This window comes from Ligilactobacillus salivarius (genome assembly GCF_035231985.1).
Classification (GTDB): domain Bacteria; phylum Bacillota; class Bacilli; order Lactobacillales; family Lactobacillaceae; genus Ligilactobacillus; species Ligilactobacillus salivarius.
This window is the reverse complement of sequence record NZ_CP117983.1, coordinates 668,521-685,176: the sequence shown is the minus strand read 5'-3', so window position 1 is coordinate 685,176 and position 16,656 is coordinate 668,521. Positions and strand designations below refer to the sequence as shown.

The window sequence follows — 16,656 nt, the reverse complement described above, 5'->3', positions numbered from 1 at the left end:
AGTCTCACCTCTTTAAATCATTTTAATAATAGACGTTTAATGCGTGCAATTTTTGTTTTAATAGATCCATCATAGATATAGCTTTCAGATTTTAAAATAACTCCACCTATAATCCCAGGATCGACAATAGGGTCAATAATGACTTTTTTTGCACCAACAACATTAGCAAATGAAGATGCTAGTTTTTGTTTGCGTTCTTCATCTAATTCGATAGCAGTTATGACTGATGCACGCACTGTCTTTTCGAATTCGTCATTTAATCTGTCAAATTCATCAATAATGCCTTCTAAATTAGTAATTCTACCATAGTCATAGAGCATATCTAAAAGATTAGTCATTAACTTTGAAGAATCTTTCTTCAAAATTTCCATAATCTTCAATTTAGCTTCAGGACTAATTTGATTACTACTCATAAAGACTTTTAACTGTGGTTCATTCTGGAGTACCTTCTTATATTCTTGCAATTCAGAATGAAATTCATTTCTTATTTTCATTTCTTCAGCAAGTTCAAATAAGGCTTTTCCATAACGATGTACTATCGTTTCATTATCTAGTTTCATTTTGCTTTCCCAACCCTTCGATATATGAATCAACTAAGGCCTTTTGGTCATCAGCAGTTAGTTCTTTACGAATAATCTTCGAAGCAATTTCAATAGATAACTCTGCCACATCATTTTTTACACTATCTAATGCTTCTTGGCGTTCTTGTTGAATATCCTTCTTAGCATTAGCTTTCATTGTCTGAACTTCTTCATGTGCTGAACTTACAATATTAGCCTTTTGTTGTTCTCCATTTTTCTTTGCACGATCAATAATTTGAGAAGCTTCTGAACGAGAGTTTTTCAAAGCAAGATCTCGTTTTTCAACTAACTCTTCTGCTTTTTGACGCGCTTGTTCAGCAGAATCAATATCATTAGAGATTTTTGTTGCACGTTTTTCCATCATATCCGTGATAGGAGTCCATGCAAACTTTTTAACTAGAGCAAGCAAAATCAAGAACGTTACGATGTAGAAAATAAAATCTCCCCATGCAACACCTTGTTCAGTAGCACTTAGTAAAAATGTTGTGTTCATTACTATTGACACCTCCTCAATCCAATATTTGTTAAATTAATTAAATTGAGAATTATCCTTTTGCAACAAGCAAGAAAGAAACAACAATAGCTAAGATAGGTGTAGCTTCAACCAAACCAACACCAATGAACATATTACTACGTAATTGATTTGAAAGTTCTGGTTGACGAGCCATACCTTCCAACATTTTAGAAATAACAAGACTGTTACCAATAGCACCACCAATAGCAGCACCTGCAGCAGCTAAACCTGCACCAATTAATGCTAAAGCACTCATAATTAAAATCCTCCTCGATTACTCTTTTTCAACTTTTTGAGAGATGTATACCATTGTCAATGTGACAAAGACATAGGCTTGGATACTTCCGATAAAGACAGAGAATCCCTGCCATATAATTTCCAATGGAATTGCAGGTATATATGTTAATACACCTTTAGAGTTTGCCATATTGTAAATTAATTTTAGCAAAACTTCACCGGCATAAATATTACCATATAAACGCAATGCCAATGTTATAAAATTAGTAAATTGTTCAAAAATACTAATAGGTAATAATGCTGGCATTGGACTAAGGAATGTATTTTTAAAATATCCCTTAAAACCAAATTTCTTTACTCCTAAATAATGGGATAACACTAGTATCATAAATGCTAGAGTTAACGTTGTTAATGGAGAAGATGTGGGACTTTTCACATATTCAACTCCATTAAACGTAAGCTCTATTATTAATCCCAACTGATTAGAGATAAAGATGAAAACAAATAAGGTAAAGGCTAACAAACCAAACTGCTTTCCTTCTTCATCTGGTAAAGCATTCTTTATAATACCATTTGTAAAATCTACAACCCATTCTAAAACATTTTGTCTACCAACAGGTTTCATTTGAATTTTACGAGATAACCAAAATAATACTAAGAATACTATTACCGCTGAAACTAATCCAGAAACAATATTACCAACATTAAAAGGAATTCCAAAAAACTCTACAATTTGAGTTCCTTCATTCACCAAGTCTCACCTCTTTTCAAATTTTGTCCAGTGAGCTTAAAACAACTGGTATGCATTCAAAGACGGGATAAATCTTCGAATACTAAAAAGATAATACCACCATTTTGATAAAATTACAAAAGTCAATTTGAGAAAAATAATACAAAAATGATGATTTATCGCATTTAAATTCAATAAATCATCATTTTAAAAGTAATTATTAATAATTAAAATACTAACAAACTAATTATTTACTTAGTACCAAATAATCTATCACCTGCGTCACCTAATCCAGGAACAATATATCCGTCTTCATTTAGATATTCATCTAATGAAGCTGAATAAATATCTACATCTGGATGTGCTTCACGAAATGCTTTAACACCTTCTGGAGCAGCAACTAAGCAAACAAATTTTATAGATTTTGCACCACGCTTTTTGAGTGCATCAACAGCCATGATTGCTGAACCACCAGTTGCTAACATTGGATCAACAATTATCATTTCACGATTTTCTAAGTCATCTGGCATTTTCACAAAATATTCATGTGGTTGTAGTGTCTCTTCATCACGATACATGCCTATATGACCTACTTTAGCAGCTGGGATTAATTCCAAGATACCATCTACCATTCCAATACCAGCACGTAAAATTGGAACTACTACCACTTTTTTACCAGCTAGTCGTTTAGTAGTTGCTTTTGTAATTGGTGTTTCTACTTCTACATCTTCTAAAGGCATATCTCTAGAAACTTCATAAACCATTAATTCAGCTATTTCATTTACACATTGTCTAAATTCTCTTGTTCCACAATTTTTATCTCTAATAATTGATAATTTGTGTTGAATTAATGGATGATCTAATACTTGAAATTTTCCCATGTTTAACGCTCCCTTGATTTAATTAATATAATTTTCTCTACTAATTTTATATGATATCACATCTAATTTCTACCATATTAATAAATAATTACTCTATTTATTATAAAATTGATTACCGGCTGATTTTTTTAAACGATTCATATATGCTAAACCGACACCTTCTTCAGGAAACGCTTCGGCTAAAATATACTTAATCTGATTGTCATCATCAAAATATCTAAGCCCTGCAAAAAGATTCTTAGCTGCACTTTCTACATTTTCTCCCAATGAATAAGTTTTATTTTCTAAGGCTTTACTCAATACTTCATCATCAGCTAATATTCCTACCTGATTTTTATTTTCATTTGCCCACTGTAGTGCACTATTCCAATTATCTTTATTAACTATTAACACTTGTGCTGATGGAGCATAGTGCTTATATTTCATTCCCGGAGCTTTAGGTATTTCATTTTCTTTAACTTTATGTTTATCACTATATACTTCTTTACCTATGACTTTTTCAATTTCTTCTGCTGTTACTGCTCCTGGTCTTAAAATTGTTGGTATTTCTGTACTCATATCAATAATTGTTGACTCTACACCGACATCAGTAGGTCCATCATCTAAAATACCTGCAATTCTTCCCTCTAAATCATGATAAACGTGCTGAGCAGTCGTGGGACTTGGCTTTCCCGAAGAATTTGCTGAAGGGCCTACAATAGGATTACCTAATACTGTTATCAAGTTTAATGTAGTTTCATTTTTAGGCATTCTAAACGCAGCAGTTTTCAAACCACCTGTTACTGTCTTAGATAAACTACCATCTTTTATTTTTAGTACAATTGTCAATGAACCCGGCCAGAATTTTTCTATTATCTTTTCTACCTCTTTACTTAACGATGGAACAAATCTTTTTACCATCTCTAGTGATGATACAGTCACAATCAAAGGATTATCTGATGGTCTTCCTTTAGCCAAATAAACCCTCTTTACTGCTTGTTCATTAGTAGCATCTGCCCCTAATCCATATACTGTTTCTGTTGGAAAAGCTACAAGTTCTCCTAGACGTAATTCTTTTGCAGCTTCATTAAACTCACTTGGTTTATAAATTTTTGTGATTAACAAAAAATCTCCTTCTTCCTCTAAATTTTTACACAGATCATTCTATCATTACCATTGATATCTTTCTTTAAAGTAATTTCCGAATTTGGAAAACTATCTTTAAAGATTTTTTTTACTGCCTTTCCCTGTAAAAATCCTATCTCCATATAGATTTTGCTACCTTGTTTAAGAAGTTTACCACTTTCATTTGCAATTCTTTCATATATTTCTAGTCCATTATTTTTTGCAAATAAAGCTTGATGAGGTTCATAATTCAAAACACTCTTGTCCATATAAATTTTTTCGTTTTCCGAAATATATGGTGGATTAGAAACAATGATATCTTTTTTTCCTTCAATTTTTTCAAATAAATCACTTGTAGAAAATGATACATCTAAATTTAAATTTTGAGCATTCTCTTTAGCTACTTTTAATGCAGACTCAGAAATGTCAGATAAAAAAATATTCCAGTTACTTCGTATAGATTTTAGTGCTAATCCTATCGCTCCAGTTCCTGTACCAACATCTAAGACATCGTAGTTCTCATTTTTTGAATTATCATTTAAAATCCAATCCACAAGTTCTTCAGTTTCTGGGCGTGGTATTAATGTATCCTTCGTAACTTTTAGTCTCAAACCATAAAAATCCTGATAACCTATTAAATACTGTAGGGGATAATCTTGATTATACAATTCTATCTTTTCTTGTAGTTCTTGGTAATTTTTATCATCAATACGTGTCCGGTAATTCATCAACAATTGTGTTTTATTCCAACCCATTTGACCACATATTAAGTAATCTACATCTTCTAATGTACCACCATTTCCCTTTATACAAGAAAAAGCCCATTTCTGGACTTCAAAAAATGTTGGATTATTCATTTTCCAACTTCTCCATTGCTTTAGTTTGCTCAAATAAAACTAAAGCATCAATAACATCCTCTAACTCACCATTCATGATGCGGTCTAATTTATTTAATGATAAACCTATACGATGATCTGTAACTCTATTTTGAGGATAGTTATAAGTTCTAATTCTTTCAGATCTATCCCCTGTACCAACTGCAGATTTACGATTTGCATCATATTCACTTTGTTCTTGTTGAGCGTAGTAGTCGTATACACGAGCCTTTAATATTTTCATTGCTTTTTCTCTGTTTTGTTGTTGAGAACGTTGATCTTGCATAGCAACAACTATACCTGTAGGTAAGTGAGTCATACGTACAGCAGAAGATGTTTTATTAATATGCTGTCCACCAGCACCAGATGAACGATAAACATCTACTCGGATATCTTTAGGATCTAGCTCAATTTCTACATCTTCTTCTTCAGGCATAACAACAACTGTCGCAGTTGATGTATGTACTCGTCCTGCAGATTCTGTTACTGGTATTCTTTGAACTCGGTGGGCACCACTCTCATATTTTAACTTAGACCATACACTATTACCGTTAATTATAAGTGCTATTTCCTTAAAGCCACCAACTTCTGTTACATTCTTATCAATAACTTCAATTGACCATCCTTGACGTTCAGCATACTTGCTGTACATAGAAAATAAATCTGCAGCAAATAAACTAGCTTCGTCGCCACCAGCAGCACCTCTAATTTCCATAATAATATTCTTGTCATCATTAGGATCTTTAGGTAGTAATAAAATTTTAATTTCTTCTTCTAGCTTTACCTTCTCATCCTTAGCATTTGACAATTCTTCTTTCACTAAAGATGCCATTTCATCATCTAATCCATCACTTAGCATCTCTTCATCATCAGAAATTTGTTGTGTTACTTCTTTATATTTATTATATTTTTCAACAGTTTCTCTTAAGTCAGCCATTTCTTTAGATAACTTTGTAAAACGCTTTGTATCTGAAATTACATCGGGATCTGATAGAAGTTCACCTAATTCTTCATATCTATCTTCTAACATCTGCAATCTATCAAATAACTTATCCATTTATTTCTCCTTCATCTTTTTCTAAATTATTAATAGGTGGATTAAAATAATGTTTTCTACATACTGGATAATAAGATTCATTACCACCAATCATTATCTGTTCACCACTATATACCGGTTTAGAATCATGCATTCTTAAATTCATAATAGCCTTTTTATTACAAAACCAACAAATTGTCTTCATTTCTTCTATTTTGTCAGCATATAATAAAAGATATTTAGATCCTTCAAACAACTCATTCATAAAATCATTTTTTAACCCAAAAGTCATTACAGGAATATTCAGTTCATCTACAATCTGAGTTAATTCCAATACATGATGTTTTTCTAAAAATTGTGCCTCATCAACTAAAATACAGGCAGGCTCTAAAGAAGATTGTTCTACTAGATCTTTAATATTAGTTTCACTAACAACTGGAATAGCTTTTCTTTTCAAACCTATACGACTAGAAACATAACCATAACCATCGCGATTATCCAAACCACTTGTCATGATAATAACATTTTTCCCTTGTTCTTCATAATTATGTGCAACTTTAAGGATTTCGATTGTCTTACCACTATTCATCGCTCCATAGCGAAAAAAAAGTTGAGCCACAAAAAATCACTCCATTGAATAAAATTTCCTAGTCTAGTATAGATTATTTCATAGACTAAAAACAAGCCTATATCATGCTTTTTTATAATTAATAATTATGATCAACAACACTTTTTAATTTTAAACTTTCAACATTCTTTAAATTTACAATATCTCTGCCTTTCAATATAGTCTTTTGATATGCACAACCACAAATTTATGCTATCATATTTTTTAGTATTATTAAATTCTTATGTTTTTTTATCAAACATATATCTGGAGGAACTTTAAAATGAGTTTGAAAAGTTCAGTTGCCATTACGGCAGGAAAAACTTCACATTGGTTTTTACACAAATTTACAAATGGTGGTACTTCTTTACCTGGAAAGATTACTTTAGCTATTGATCCTGATGTTTTAAAAAGTCTAGCAAAAGATTATGAAATAGTTATCATCACAGGTACTAATGGCAAGACGTTAACTACTGCTTTAACTGTTAAAGTTTTAGGTGAAAAATACTCCAACATTTTAACTAACCCTAGTGGATCTAATATGAAACAAGGTATTGTATCCGCCTTTTTAACCGCTCAAAAAACAAAGAGTGGAAAAAAACTTGCAGTATTAGAAACTGATGAAGCCAATGTTCCAATTATATCTCAATATATATCCCCTTCTATCTATGTCATGACAAACTTATTCCGTGATCAAATGGATAGATATGGTGAAATATATACCACTTACGATAAAATATTAAAAGGTATTAATATGCATCCCGATGCACTCGTTATTGCTAACGGTGATGCTCCTATCTTCAATAGTAGAGAATTAAAAAATAAAGTTATTTATTACGGATTTGATGATAAAGCAGATAGAGAACAAATGGCACCAGCTAACACAGACAGTTTATTATGTCCTAAATGCCAACATATTTTACACTATAAGAATAGAAGTTACAGTAATTTGGGGAAATATTATTGTCCTAACTGCGATTTCAAACGTCCAAAACTCTCTTATCGAATGAACCGTATTCTAAGTCAAAGTCCTCAAAGCTCGACTTTTGAAATCGATAATACTAACATCTCACTTCATATAGGTGGAACATATAATATTTATAATGCTTTAGCAGCATATGCTGTCGGAAATGAATTAGGCGTTTCACCTCAACAGATAGCACATGCTTTAAGCAGTAACGATGAAAAAGTCTTTGGAAGACAAGAAGTTATCAAGATAGGTGATAAAGAACTAACATTGGTCTTGATTAAAAATCCAGTTGGTCTAGATCAAGTACTTGATATGATAAAAACCGATACAGAACCATTTTCTTTAGCAGTGTTATTAAATGCTAACTATGCTGACGGTATCGATACTAGCTGGATTTGGGATGGAAGTTTTGAATCTCTTCCATTTGATAAGATACCAGCTATTTTAACTGGTGGTGAAAGATACCGCGATATTACTTTTAGATTGAGAGTCGCTGGTGTACCTGAAGAAAATTTCTCTCAAGAAGAAAAACTTCCTGACGTGCTTGAAAATATTAAAAAAATGCCAACTAAGCATGTTTATGTTTTAGCAACTTATACCGCTGTGTTACAGTTACGTAAATTATTGTCTGAACAAGGTTATATTAAAGGAGGCATGGATTAATTATGAAATATTCACTAAATTTAGCCCATCTATACGGTGACTTATTGAATACTTATGGTGATATCGGAAATATCCTTGCTTTACGCTATTATGCTAAACAAATGGACACTGATTTAAAAGTTGATATTATCTCCTTAAATCAAGAATTTAATCCTGAAAAGTATGATATTGCCTTTTTTGGTGGTGGCCAAGATTACGAGCAGATGATTGTTTCAAAAGATATTCAATCAAAAAAAGAAGCATTGACTAAATATATACATGATGGCGGGCCAATGCTTGCTATTTGTGGTGGGTATCAATTACTAGGTCAATACTATATTGGGGCTGACGGTCAAAAAATTAAAGGTATTCATGCCTTAGACCATTATACTGAAAGTCAAGATAATAATCGTTTCATCGGAGATATTGTTATTAAGAACGAAGAAACCAACCAAGAATATCATGGTTTCGAAAATCATAATGGAGTCACATATTTAGGAAAAAATGAGCGACCTCTAGGTACTGTTGTAAGTGGACATGGAAATAATGGAAAAGACAAAACTGAAGGTGCTATTTTTAAAAATACTTATTGTTCTTACTTCCATGGACCTATCTTAGCTAGAAATGGTGAATTAGCTAAACGTATATTAATTACTGCTTTACAAAGAAAATATCCAGATGCTGATTTATCAAAGCAACAAGCTCTAGAAATAAAACCTACCTACTAAAAGCAAATAGAGTGAGAAAATAGTTCCTACTATTACCTCACTCTATTATTTTTTTAATTAATAATTTCATCAAGAAAAGTAGATATAATTATATCTCTTCTATCTAAAAAGATTTGATTATTAGAACTTGGATGAACCCTATTACTCAATACTATTAATCCACATCCACTATCTCTATCTATTAAAATGAATGTACCAGTATATCCTGTATGATAAATACATGGAACTCCATCATTTCTATATCTTAAATCCCAACCTAGCGATCGCCCCAAAGTCCCATTAGGAGTCCAATCATTAAACAATTTAGATATTGTCTTGTCTTTTAATACTCTATTTTTTGAATTATGTATAATCCAATTAGAAAACTTAATCAAATCATTTAGCGACATAAATAGACCAGCTGATCCACAATATTTACCTAAAATCCTAGCTTTAGGATCATGTACAATTCCTTTCAAGACTTTACCATTTTTTTGAACTTCAGTAGGTACACACAATCCCGGATCCGGATTAAACGTACTTTCAAATAACTGCAATGGTTGCAACACTTCTTGCGTTATAACTGTCTGTACAGGTTTATTGTATATTTTTTGAATTATTTCTCCTAACAATATTAATCCTGTATCTGTATATACCACTTTTTTTCCTAACCAGTCTCCCACTTTTAGAGTATACATTGCCTCAATTAATTCTTGTGCATTTAACTCATTTCGATGCGGTATATACCCATTCAATGCTGAAGTATGGGTTAATAAATGTCTAATTGTAACTCTATCATCTTTAAATAATGGTAGATAATCCTTCACTTTGTCATCAATTAATATCTTATTATCTTCAACTAACTTTAAAATTACTGTCGTAGTTCCTACAACTTTAGTTAAAGAAGCCATATCATATAACATGCCTGCTTTTAGTTTTTCTACTTTAGGAATCAACTGACTATTTCCTATAACTTTAGTTAATACTTCTCCGGGCTTTATTACAGCATATGATACACCAGGAACAATGTTGTCTTTATATAAATTTTCTATTAAATCACAAGTTCTTTCAAACATCCTATTCTCTCTTTTCTTTATTTTATATACTAAGTGTACTCTAAAAATGATACAATGAATATTAAATGATTGTGTAAAGGAGTTTTTGTGTTTTGGCAAGTAATTCAGATTCTCTATTCTTCATCTTATCTTATATTAAAAGACATCCTGATGATTTAGTAAAGGCCATTCCCGCTTACGATAATGTTATTAGACTATTTATTTCTGATAAAGTTAAGGTTTCAGATGCAGAAATATATTTCCCTGATAATAGCCTTATGGTTAATAGATTAAAGCTTGACTTCATTTCTCAACATGGAAAATTATTAGACGATTTCTTTCAAATGACTGGTCGCCAATTACGTGGATACCATGAAGTTTGGGCTAGTACGGCTCATTTAACTGATAGAAATGTATATCTTGTCGAATTATCTTATGAATAATAAAATAAAAATCGCTAAAGATCGCCATTATTAAAATAATGCAATCTTTAGCGATTATTTAATCCCAGTCTTTTTATACTCTAGACATTAATTACTTTGTCTAAAAATGCTTTAGTTCTTTTATTTTGAGGATTATCAAATACCTCTTCAGGAGTACCCTCTTCCATCACATGACCATCAGCCATAAAAACAACTCTATCTGCAACTTCTTTAGCAAATCCCATTTCATGTGTTACAACAACCATAGTCATTCCATCTTTAGCTAATTCTTTCATTACTTCAAGAACATCTCCAACCATTTCAGGGTCTAGAGCCGAAGTGGGTTCATCAAATAGCATAATATCTGGTTTCATTGCTAATGCTCTTGCTATAGCAACTCTTTGCTTTTGACCACCAGACAATGAAGCAGGCATTGCATCATATTTATCAGCTAAGCCTACTGTTTCTAGTAAATTCTTAGCTACAAATTCAGCTTGTTCCTTTTCTAACTTTCCAAGCTCTACTGGTGCCAAAGTAATATTTTCACCTACTGTTAAGTTATTAAATAGATTAAAGTGTTGGAAAACCATACCGATATTTTCACGTGCTTTATCTATATCAGTCTTAGGATCACTTATATCATGTCCGTCAATGATAATTGAACCACTCGTAGGTTCTTCTAATTTATTTAGACATCTCAACAACGTACTTTTCCCTGAACCAGATGGTCCAATTAAAACTACAACTTCATTATTTTTTACTTTAAAATTGATTCCCTTTAATACATGATTACTACCATAATTCTTTTTTAAATCTGTAACATCTACTTTTAAATCTGTCATTAGTTATTTATCCTCCGTTCAATCCATTTGGATAATAAAGTTAAAATTGTAATTATTAATAGGTACATTATTGCTATAATGCCCCAAATTCTAAAACCTTCTAAGTTTCTAGCAATAATGATTTTACCAGTTTGAGTTAATTCTAATATACCTATAATAGATAAAATTGAAGTATCCTTTAATGTAATTATAAACTGATTAATGAAAGATGGAATCATAATTTTAACACCTTGAGGTAAGATAACTTTTCTCATGGATTTGCCAAACGAAAGTCCCAAACTTCTAGCTGCTTCCATTTGACCTTTATCTACGGCCTCGATTCCACCCTTCACAAAAGCTGCAGTATATGCACCTTCGTTTAAAGTTAATGTAATAATTCCGGCGATAAATGCTGGAATTTTTGATCCTGTTAAACTAGGAATACCATTGTAAATAAACAAAGCTAGAACTAACAATGGAAGTCCTCTAAAAATATAAATTATTGTTGTAGAAATACCTTGAGCAAATTTGTTTGGCACAACACCTAACATTCCTATTAGAATCCCAAAAATAGTTGCACCTATAATTCCAACTACTGTCAATTTTAAAGTTTCTACTATTCCGTCTAAAAAGGCCTTTTTATTTTGTTTTAATAGTCCTAAGACAGTATGACTATCTTTACTTTTCTTTTCATTAGCCTCTTTAGTAGCTGAAATTGCACTTTTACCTGTATATTTTTCAATTATCTTTTGGTATTTTCCATTTTTCTTAAGTTTATCTAAACCATCATTGAATTTATTCATCAATTCCTGGTGTGTTCCTTTTTTTACAGCAAAACCAAAATTACCAGAATTAGCTGGTTTAGTTACTATTTTTAATCCTAAACCTGTGCTAATACCATATTCTAAAACAGCACTATCTTCAAAGCATGCAACAGAATTCCCATTTTTTACATCATTATACATATTGTCTGAATCATCAAAAGTTACAGTCTTGAATCCATATTTATCTTTTATAGAATTAGCATAATCCGCACCTGAAGTCCCCGTTTTTATAGCTACTTTCTTTCCGCGTAGCTGTTTCAAACTTTTAATACTACTGTCAGGTTTTACAGCCATAACAATACCAGATGAATAATATGGTTTCGAAAAATCAAATTTTTGCTTACGTTCATCTGTAATTGTCATTCCTGCGATCATTCCATCAACTTGTCCAGCACTAACGGATTGCAAAGCAGCGTTAAAACCAATTGGCTTCAGATCCACTTTAAATTCTTCTTCTTTAGCTATAGCATTCATCAAGTCAATATCAATGCCGACATATTTATTACTATCATTTGCATATTCAAATGGTGGAAATGTTACATCAGTAGCTATTGTATATGTTTTTTCATCCGCATGAACTAACTGTGGTTTAATAAAAAATGAAAGAAAGATTAAACTACTAATAATACTTAAAAATGTAATAAACTTTTTCATGTTCGTTCTCCTTATTCTGATTTATGAAAATATTATACCACAATATTGTCATAAAATGATACATGATATTTTATTTCATAGATAAATTCAATATAAAAACATTAAAATTATATATTATTTCGTGAATATTCAAATTTAATGTTATATAAAGTGACAATAGATATTGATGAACTATAAACTAATCTAACTGTTATATTAGAAATATATTCCTATTTTTCTCATTGCTTTGTGTACGTTACTTTTAAATATTACATGTAACTTATTAATTTCCAATCTATTTATAAACTTATTTTCAATAAAAAATAAAAGGATAAACCTATGTAAGATTTATCCTTAAAATATAGTATTCAATTAACAAAAAGATTGGGCATACAGGGTTCGAACCTGTAAATTATGGATTCAGAGTCCACTGCCTTACCAATTTGGCGAATGCCCAAAATTATTCAACTATTATATTTTAGTTCTCCATTTTTTCTTTGTCAAGAGTATTCAAAAATATATTTAATATAAATTATATATTACCTACTTCATAACTTAATATAATTTTTCTATAAAAAAGAGTACTGGAATTGTTATTAACTCATCCAGTACTCTAAAAAAATATATTTACTTTATTTCTTCATCTGTCTTCAATACAGCCATAAATGCAGCTTGAGGTACATCTACTGTACCTACTGCTTTCATTCTCTTTTTACCACGTTTTTGTTTATCTAGTAATTTAGCACGTCTATCTGGATCACCAGTATGAATTCTTGCTGTTACATCTTTACGATAAGCTTTTATATTAGTTCTAGCTATTATTTTAGCTCCAATAGCAGCTTGAATAGGAATTTCAAAGTTTTGACGTGGTATGATAGTCTTAAGTTTATCAACTATTACTCTACCTCTCGCTTGAGCAAATTGTCTATGAGAAATAAAACTTAGAGCATCTACTTTATCACCATTAAGAAGTATGTCTATTTTCACCAAATCACTTGGTCTAGTTCCATCTAACTCGTAATCTAATGACGCATAACCACGTGTGCTAGATTTCAACTTGTCAAAAAAGTCAAAAATTATTTCAGATAATGGTATTTCATAAATAACATTAACACGATAATCGTCTAGATAATCCATAGTTACAAAAGTACCACGTTTTCGTTGGCATAACTCCATTACAGCGCCAACATAGTCATTTGGTACCATTATCTCTGCTTTAACGTATGGTTCATTAATTTGCTTGATTAGTGGTGTTTCTGGCATTTCAGATGGGTTAGATACATTAATATGTGTACCATCTGTTAATTCAACATCATATGTTACAGAAGGAGCCGTTGTTATTAAGTCCATATTAAATTCTCGCTCTAATCTTTCTTGAACAACATCCATATGCAACAAACCTAAAAAACCACATCTGAAACCAAAGCCTAAAGCTTGTGAAGTTTCTGGTTCAAACTCTAAAGCAGCATCATTTAACTGCAATTTTTCTAACGCTTCTCGTAAATCATTATACTTAGCGTTATCTGTTGGATACAATCCTGAATATACCATAGGATTCATTTCACGATATCCCTCGAGTGGCTTTGCTGTCGGATTATTAGCATTTGTTACAGTATCACCTACTCGTGTATCTTGAATATCTTTTATACTTGCAGTAAGATATCCCACGTCTCCAGCCATTAAAAAATCTCTCTTTAATGGTTTAGGTGAATTTACACCAACTTCAACTACTTCATATTCGGCGCCACTATTCATCAAACGAATTTTATCACCAGGCTTTACAGTTCCTTCAACAACTCTAATACTTAGAACTACACCTCGATAATCATCATAAACAGAATCAAAAATTAAAGCTTTCAACGGTGCCTCTAAATCCCCGTCAGGAGCGGGAACATTCTGCACTATTTGTTCTAACATTTCTTCAATTCCAATTCCCTTTTTAGCACTAGCCAAAACAGCTTCAGAAGCATCTAGTCCTATCACATCCTCAATTTCTTGACGAACACGTTCTGGATCTGCTGAAGGTAAATCTATCTTATTAATAACCGGTACAATTTCTAAATCATCATCTAAAGCTAGATATACATTTGCTAAAGTCTGCGCTTCTACTCCTTGTGCAGCGTCAACAACTAATACAGCTCCTTCGCAAGCTGCTAAAGATCTAGAAACTTCATATGAAAAATCAACATGTCCCGGTGTATCAATCAAGTGAAAAATATACGTCTCGCCGTCTTTTGCATGATAATGCAATTCAACAGCATTTAATTTAATTGTAATGCCTCGTTCTCTCTCTAATTCCATTGAATCTAACAGCTGGTCTTGCATCTCTCTTTTGGTTACCGTATCAGTCATTTCTAAGATTCGATCAGCTAGAGTTGATTTTCCGTGATCAATATGTGCCACAATGGAAAAATTCCGAATATGTTTCTGACGAACTTTCATTTGTTCTAAATCCATGAGAACACTCCTACCTTTTCTAAATATCTAACTACTAATTATACCTTTTTGAATGTAAAATTTTCAACTATTTACATATCTTTCTATATAACAATTATTTGCGTTTTCGATTTAATACTACTACCATTTTATTTCATATCCTTTCTAAATTGATTTCATACATGCTGCAATGCTAGAAACTACCGGATCAACTTTACCATCAGCACCATTTTCACCATTATTAAATTTACCGCCAATGTTAATCTTTGGTTCTGGTTTGCCTTCTTCAAATAAGTAACTATCACTTTGCTGGATAGCTTTAATTTGGTCATCTAGTCCTTTCAAGCTATCTCCATCAACAGTTACTTTTTCCGTGTTAATAAATGGTAAAACTGCCTTTACGTTTTTAGATTTTGCTTCACGTAATGCTATTTCGATTTTAAAATTCTTAGTTTGAGTAGCTAATTTATTTTGCCATTCTTCATTAGCTTTCTTATTGTCAGATTGTAATTGTTTGATTTGTTCGTTTAAATCATCAACGTTTTTAGAATTCTTTTGTAAATCAGCTAACTGTTGATCTCGTTCATCAAGTTGTGATTTCAAACCGTCACGTTCATTAGTTAAACCATTTACCTTTTCTTGTAAACTGGTTATATCTTTACCGTGTTCAGCCATCACTTTTTCAATCTGTTCATCAGTCAAACCTAAATTCTTCAAATCTTCACGTTTCATGTCAATCTCTCCTATCGTTTTTATTTTACGTGGAACGCTCCACGCTGATTGATTGCATACAAAAAAAGCAGTTTTACGACTTACTCAGGTCGGAATGTTATAATTTTATCTCATTCACTTTACGTGCTAATTTTTCTACTAATTTCATATTATCAAATTGTGGTTTTTCAAAAATATCTATGTCAAGCGTTACATGCATTTTAGAATCGTCTGCGTTTACAGAATAATCTACACCTTTTACATGTACTGCAATCTTATCATCCATGCTACCCACATCCTTATGCTCTATCCCAAATTGCTTCAAGTTCAATAGCCTCTGGTGACGGGTCTCCTTGGGGAACGGTAGCATTACTCCCAATAGCCATTAAAACTTTGTTATCAATCATATCTGTTTGTGAATCCGTCACTGTTAATTCAATATCAGGTTCACGACTGGATACATATTGTTCACAGATAGCAAAAATATCAGGAAAATGTAACTTTATAAAATCGTAATCAGTTTTACTAAAATAAAGATAACCAATATCTTTCATTTTTAATTACGCTTCTTTCGTTTTTTCTTTTTTTGCTTCTGAGGTTTAATAGTAACTACTTTTCCATAGGTTTTCTTTTGCTTGCTGATAACAACCTTCCACCCATCTAAAGAATATCCTTCTGCTTTAGAATTATCTTCTGTTAACTCACCGTTTTTAATAACATTAATCACATTTTTTACAGAAATACTAATTCGGAGAGTAGGATTCCCTTTTTTATCAAGATGAGAATAATCATGACGAGCACCAGGTATTCTACCAATTGAATGATCTGATAGCCTGTTCAACTTTGTTGCTTGTTTTGTCTTCATATTTT

At 31.7% G+C, this 16,656-nt stretch carries 20 protein-coding genes and 1 tRNA gene; 3 read left to right on the top strand and 18 right to left on the bottom strand.

Annotated features, from left to right (window positions below):
• Window positions 1-17: 17 nt before the first annotated feature.
• From atpH to PTA89_RS03320, 9 genes are all read right to left on the bottom strand, one after another.
• Entirely contained in the window at window positions 18-560 is a 543-nt protein-coding gene (atpH, locus tag PTA89_RS03360) for an ATP synthase F1 subunit delta (protein ID WP_003705975.1), read from the bottom strand.
• On the bottom strand, window positions 547-1,074 hold the full coding sequence (gene atpF / locus PTA89_RS03355) for a F0F1 ATP synthase subunit B (RefSeq protein WP_003699938.1): 528 nt from the start codon (window positions 1,072-1,074) through the stop codon (window positions 547-549). Before atpF ends, atpH begins: the two co-directional genes overlap by 14 nt.
• 52 nt (window positions 1,075-1,126) lie before the next feature.
• Window positions 1,127-1,351, bottom strand: coding sequence for a F0F1 ATP synthase subunit C (gene atpE / locus PTA89_RS03350; protein ID WP_003699937.1), 225 nt, complete (start codon window positions 1,349-1,351; stop codon window positions 1,127-1,129).
• 18 nt (window positions 1,352-1,369) lie between these two features.
• Window positions 1,370-2,083, bottom strand: a complete 714-nt coding sequence (gene atpB, locus PTA89_RS03345; RefSeq protein ID WP_003705974.1) for a F0F1 ATP synthase subunit A — start codon at window positions 2,081-2,083, stop codon at window positions 1,370-1,372.
• A 230-nt stretch (window positions 2,084-2,313) separates the two neighbouring features.
• Window positions 2,314-2,943: a uracil phosphoribosyltransferase gene (gene upp, locus PTA89_RS03340; RefSeq protein ID WP_003699935.1), complete on the bottom strand. Its 630-nt coding sequence runs from the start codon at window positions 2,941-2,943 to the stop codon at window positions 2,314-2,316.
• A 93-nt stretch (window positions 2,944-3,036) separates the two neighbouring features.
• Window positions 3,037-4,047: an L-threonylcarbamoyladenylate synthase gene (locus PTA89_RS03335; RefSeq protein WP_324177384.1), complete on the bottom strand. Its 1,011-nt coding sequence runs from the start codon at window positions 4,045-4,047 to the stop codon at window positions 3,037-3,039.
• A 17-nt stretch (window positions 4,048-4,064) separates the two neighbouring features.
• Entirely contained in the window at window positions 4,065-4,904 is an 840-nt protein-coding gene (prmC, locus tag PTA89_RS03330; RefSeq protein ID WP_324177455.1) for a peptide chain release factor N(5)-glutamine methyltransferase, read from the bottom strand.
• Window positions 4,897-5,979: a peptide chain release factor 1 gene (prfA, locus tag PTA89_RS03325; protein WP_003705971.1), complete on the bottom strand. Its 1,083-nt coding sequence runs from the start codon at window positions 5,977-5,979 to the stop codon at window positions 4,897-4,899. The genes prmC and prfA overlap by 8 nt, the downstream gene beginning before the upstream one ends.
• Window positions 5,972-6,577, bottom strand: a complete 606-nt coding sequence (locus PTA89_RS03320) for a thymidine kinase (protein WP_003699928.1) — start codon at window positions 6,575-6,577, stop codon at window positions 5,972-5,974. The genes prfA and PTA89_RS03320 overlap by 8 nt, the downstream gene beginning before the upstream one ends.
• A gap of 271 nt (window positions 6,578-6,848) precedes the next feature.
• On the opposite strand from PTA89_RS03320, the gene PTA89_RS03315 reads away from it, so the two are divergent.
• Together PTA89_RS03315 and PTA89_RS03310 are read left to right on the top strand one after the other, a co-directional pair.
• Window positions 6,849-8,198, top strand: a complete 1,350-nt coding sequence (locus PTA89_RS03315) for a Mur ligase family protein (RefSeq protein ID WP_034983410.1) — start codon at window positions 6,849-6,851, stop codon at window positions 8,196-8,198.
• A 2-nt stretch (window positions 8,199-8,200) separates the two neighbouring features.
• Complete coding sequence (locus PTA89_RS03310; protein ID WP_003705969.1) at window positions 8,201-8,905, top strand: type 1 glutamine amidotransferase; 705 nt, start codon at window positions 8,201-8,203, stop codon at window positions 8,903-8,905.
• A 53-nt stretch (window positions 8,906-8,958) separates the two neighbouring features.
• Here PTA89_RS03310 and PTA89_RS03305 read toward each other — a convergent pair whose 3' ends face one another.
• Window positions 8,959-9,960: a serine hydrolase domain-containing protein gene (locus tag PTA89_RS03305; RefSeq protein WP_003705968.1), complete on the bottom strand. Its 1,002-nt coding sequence runs from the start codon at window positions 9,958-9,960 to the stop codon at window positions 8,959-8,961.
• 92 nt (window positions 9,961-10,052) lie between these two features.
• Between PTA89_RS03305 and PTA89_RS03300 the strand changes: the two genes are divergently transcribed.
• Window positions 10,053-10,382, top strand: coding sequence for a hypothetical protein (locus tag PTA89_RS03300; RefSeq protein ID WP_003704574.1), 330 nt, complete (start codon window positions 10,053-10,055; stop codon window positions 10,380-10,382).
• Between the two features lie 80 nt (window positions 10,383-10,462).
• On the opposite strand, the gene PTA89_RS03295 is transcribed toward PTA89_RS03300, so the two are convergent.
• From PTA89_RS03295 to PTA89_RS03260, 8 genes are all read right to left on the bottom strand, one after another.
• Window positions 10,463-11,203: an amino acid ABC transporter ATP-binding protein gene (locus tag PTA89_RS03295; RefSeq protein ID WP_081533976.1), complete on the bottom strand. Its 741-nt coding sequence runs from the start codon at window positions 11,201-11,203 to the stop codon at window positions 10,463-10,465.
• A complete protein-coding gene (locus tag PTA89_RS03290; protein ID WP_324177383.1) occupies window positions 11,203-12,660 on the bottom strand; it encodes an amino acid ABC transporter substrate-binding protein/permease in 1,458 nt (485 codons plus the stop codon). Before PTA89_RS03290 ends, PTA89_RS03295 begins: the two co-directional genes overlap by 1 nt.
• 363 nt (window positions 12,661-13,023) lie before the next feature.
• Window positions 13,024-13,096: transfer RNA gene (locus tag PTA89_RS03285), tRNA-Gln, on the bottom strand.
• Between the two features lie 170 nt (window positions 13,097-13,266).
• A complete protein-coding gene (lepA, locus tag PTA89_RS03280; RefSeq protein WP_003699919.1) occupies window positions 13,267-15,096 on the bottom strand; it encodes a translation elongation factor 4 in 1,830 nt (609 codons plus the stop codon).
• Window positions 15,097-15,240: 144 nt separating this feature from the next.
• Window positions 15,241-15,807, bottom strand: coding sequence for a phage scaffolding protein (locus tag PTA89_RS03275; protein WP_324177382.1), 567 nt, complete (start codon window positions 15,805-15,807; stop codon window positions 15,241-15,243).
• A 97-nt stretch (window positions 15,808-15,904) separates the two neighbouring features.
• The gene (locus PTA89_RS03270; RefSeq protein WP_081541205.1) at window positions 15,905-16,072 is read right to left on the bottom strand and encodes a hypothetical protein; all 168 of its coding nucleotides are present in this window, start codon (window positions 16,070-16,072) and stop codon (window positions 15,905-15,907) included.
• Window positions 16,073-16,085: 13 nt separating this feature from the next.
• Window positions 16,086-16,340: a hypothetical protein gene (locus PTA89_RS03265; RefSeq protein ID WP_099459968.1), complete on the bottom strand. Its 255-nt coding sequence runs from the start codon at window positions 16,338-16,340 to the stop codon at window positions 16,086-16,088.
• Between the two features lie 2 nt (window positions 16,341-16,342).
• Window positions 16,343-16,651, bottom strand: coding sequence for a hypothetical protein (locus PTA89_RS03260; RefSeq protein WP_081533955.1), 309 nt, complete (start codon window positions 16,649-16,651; stop codon window positions 16,343-16,345).
• Window positions 16,652-16,656: the final 5 nt, after the last annotated feature.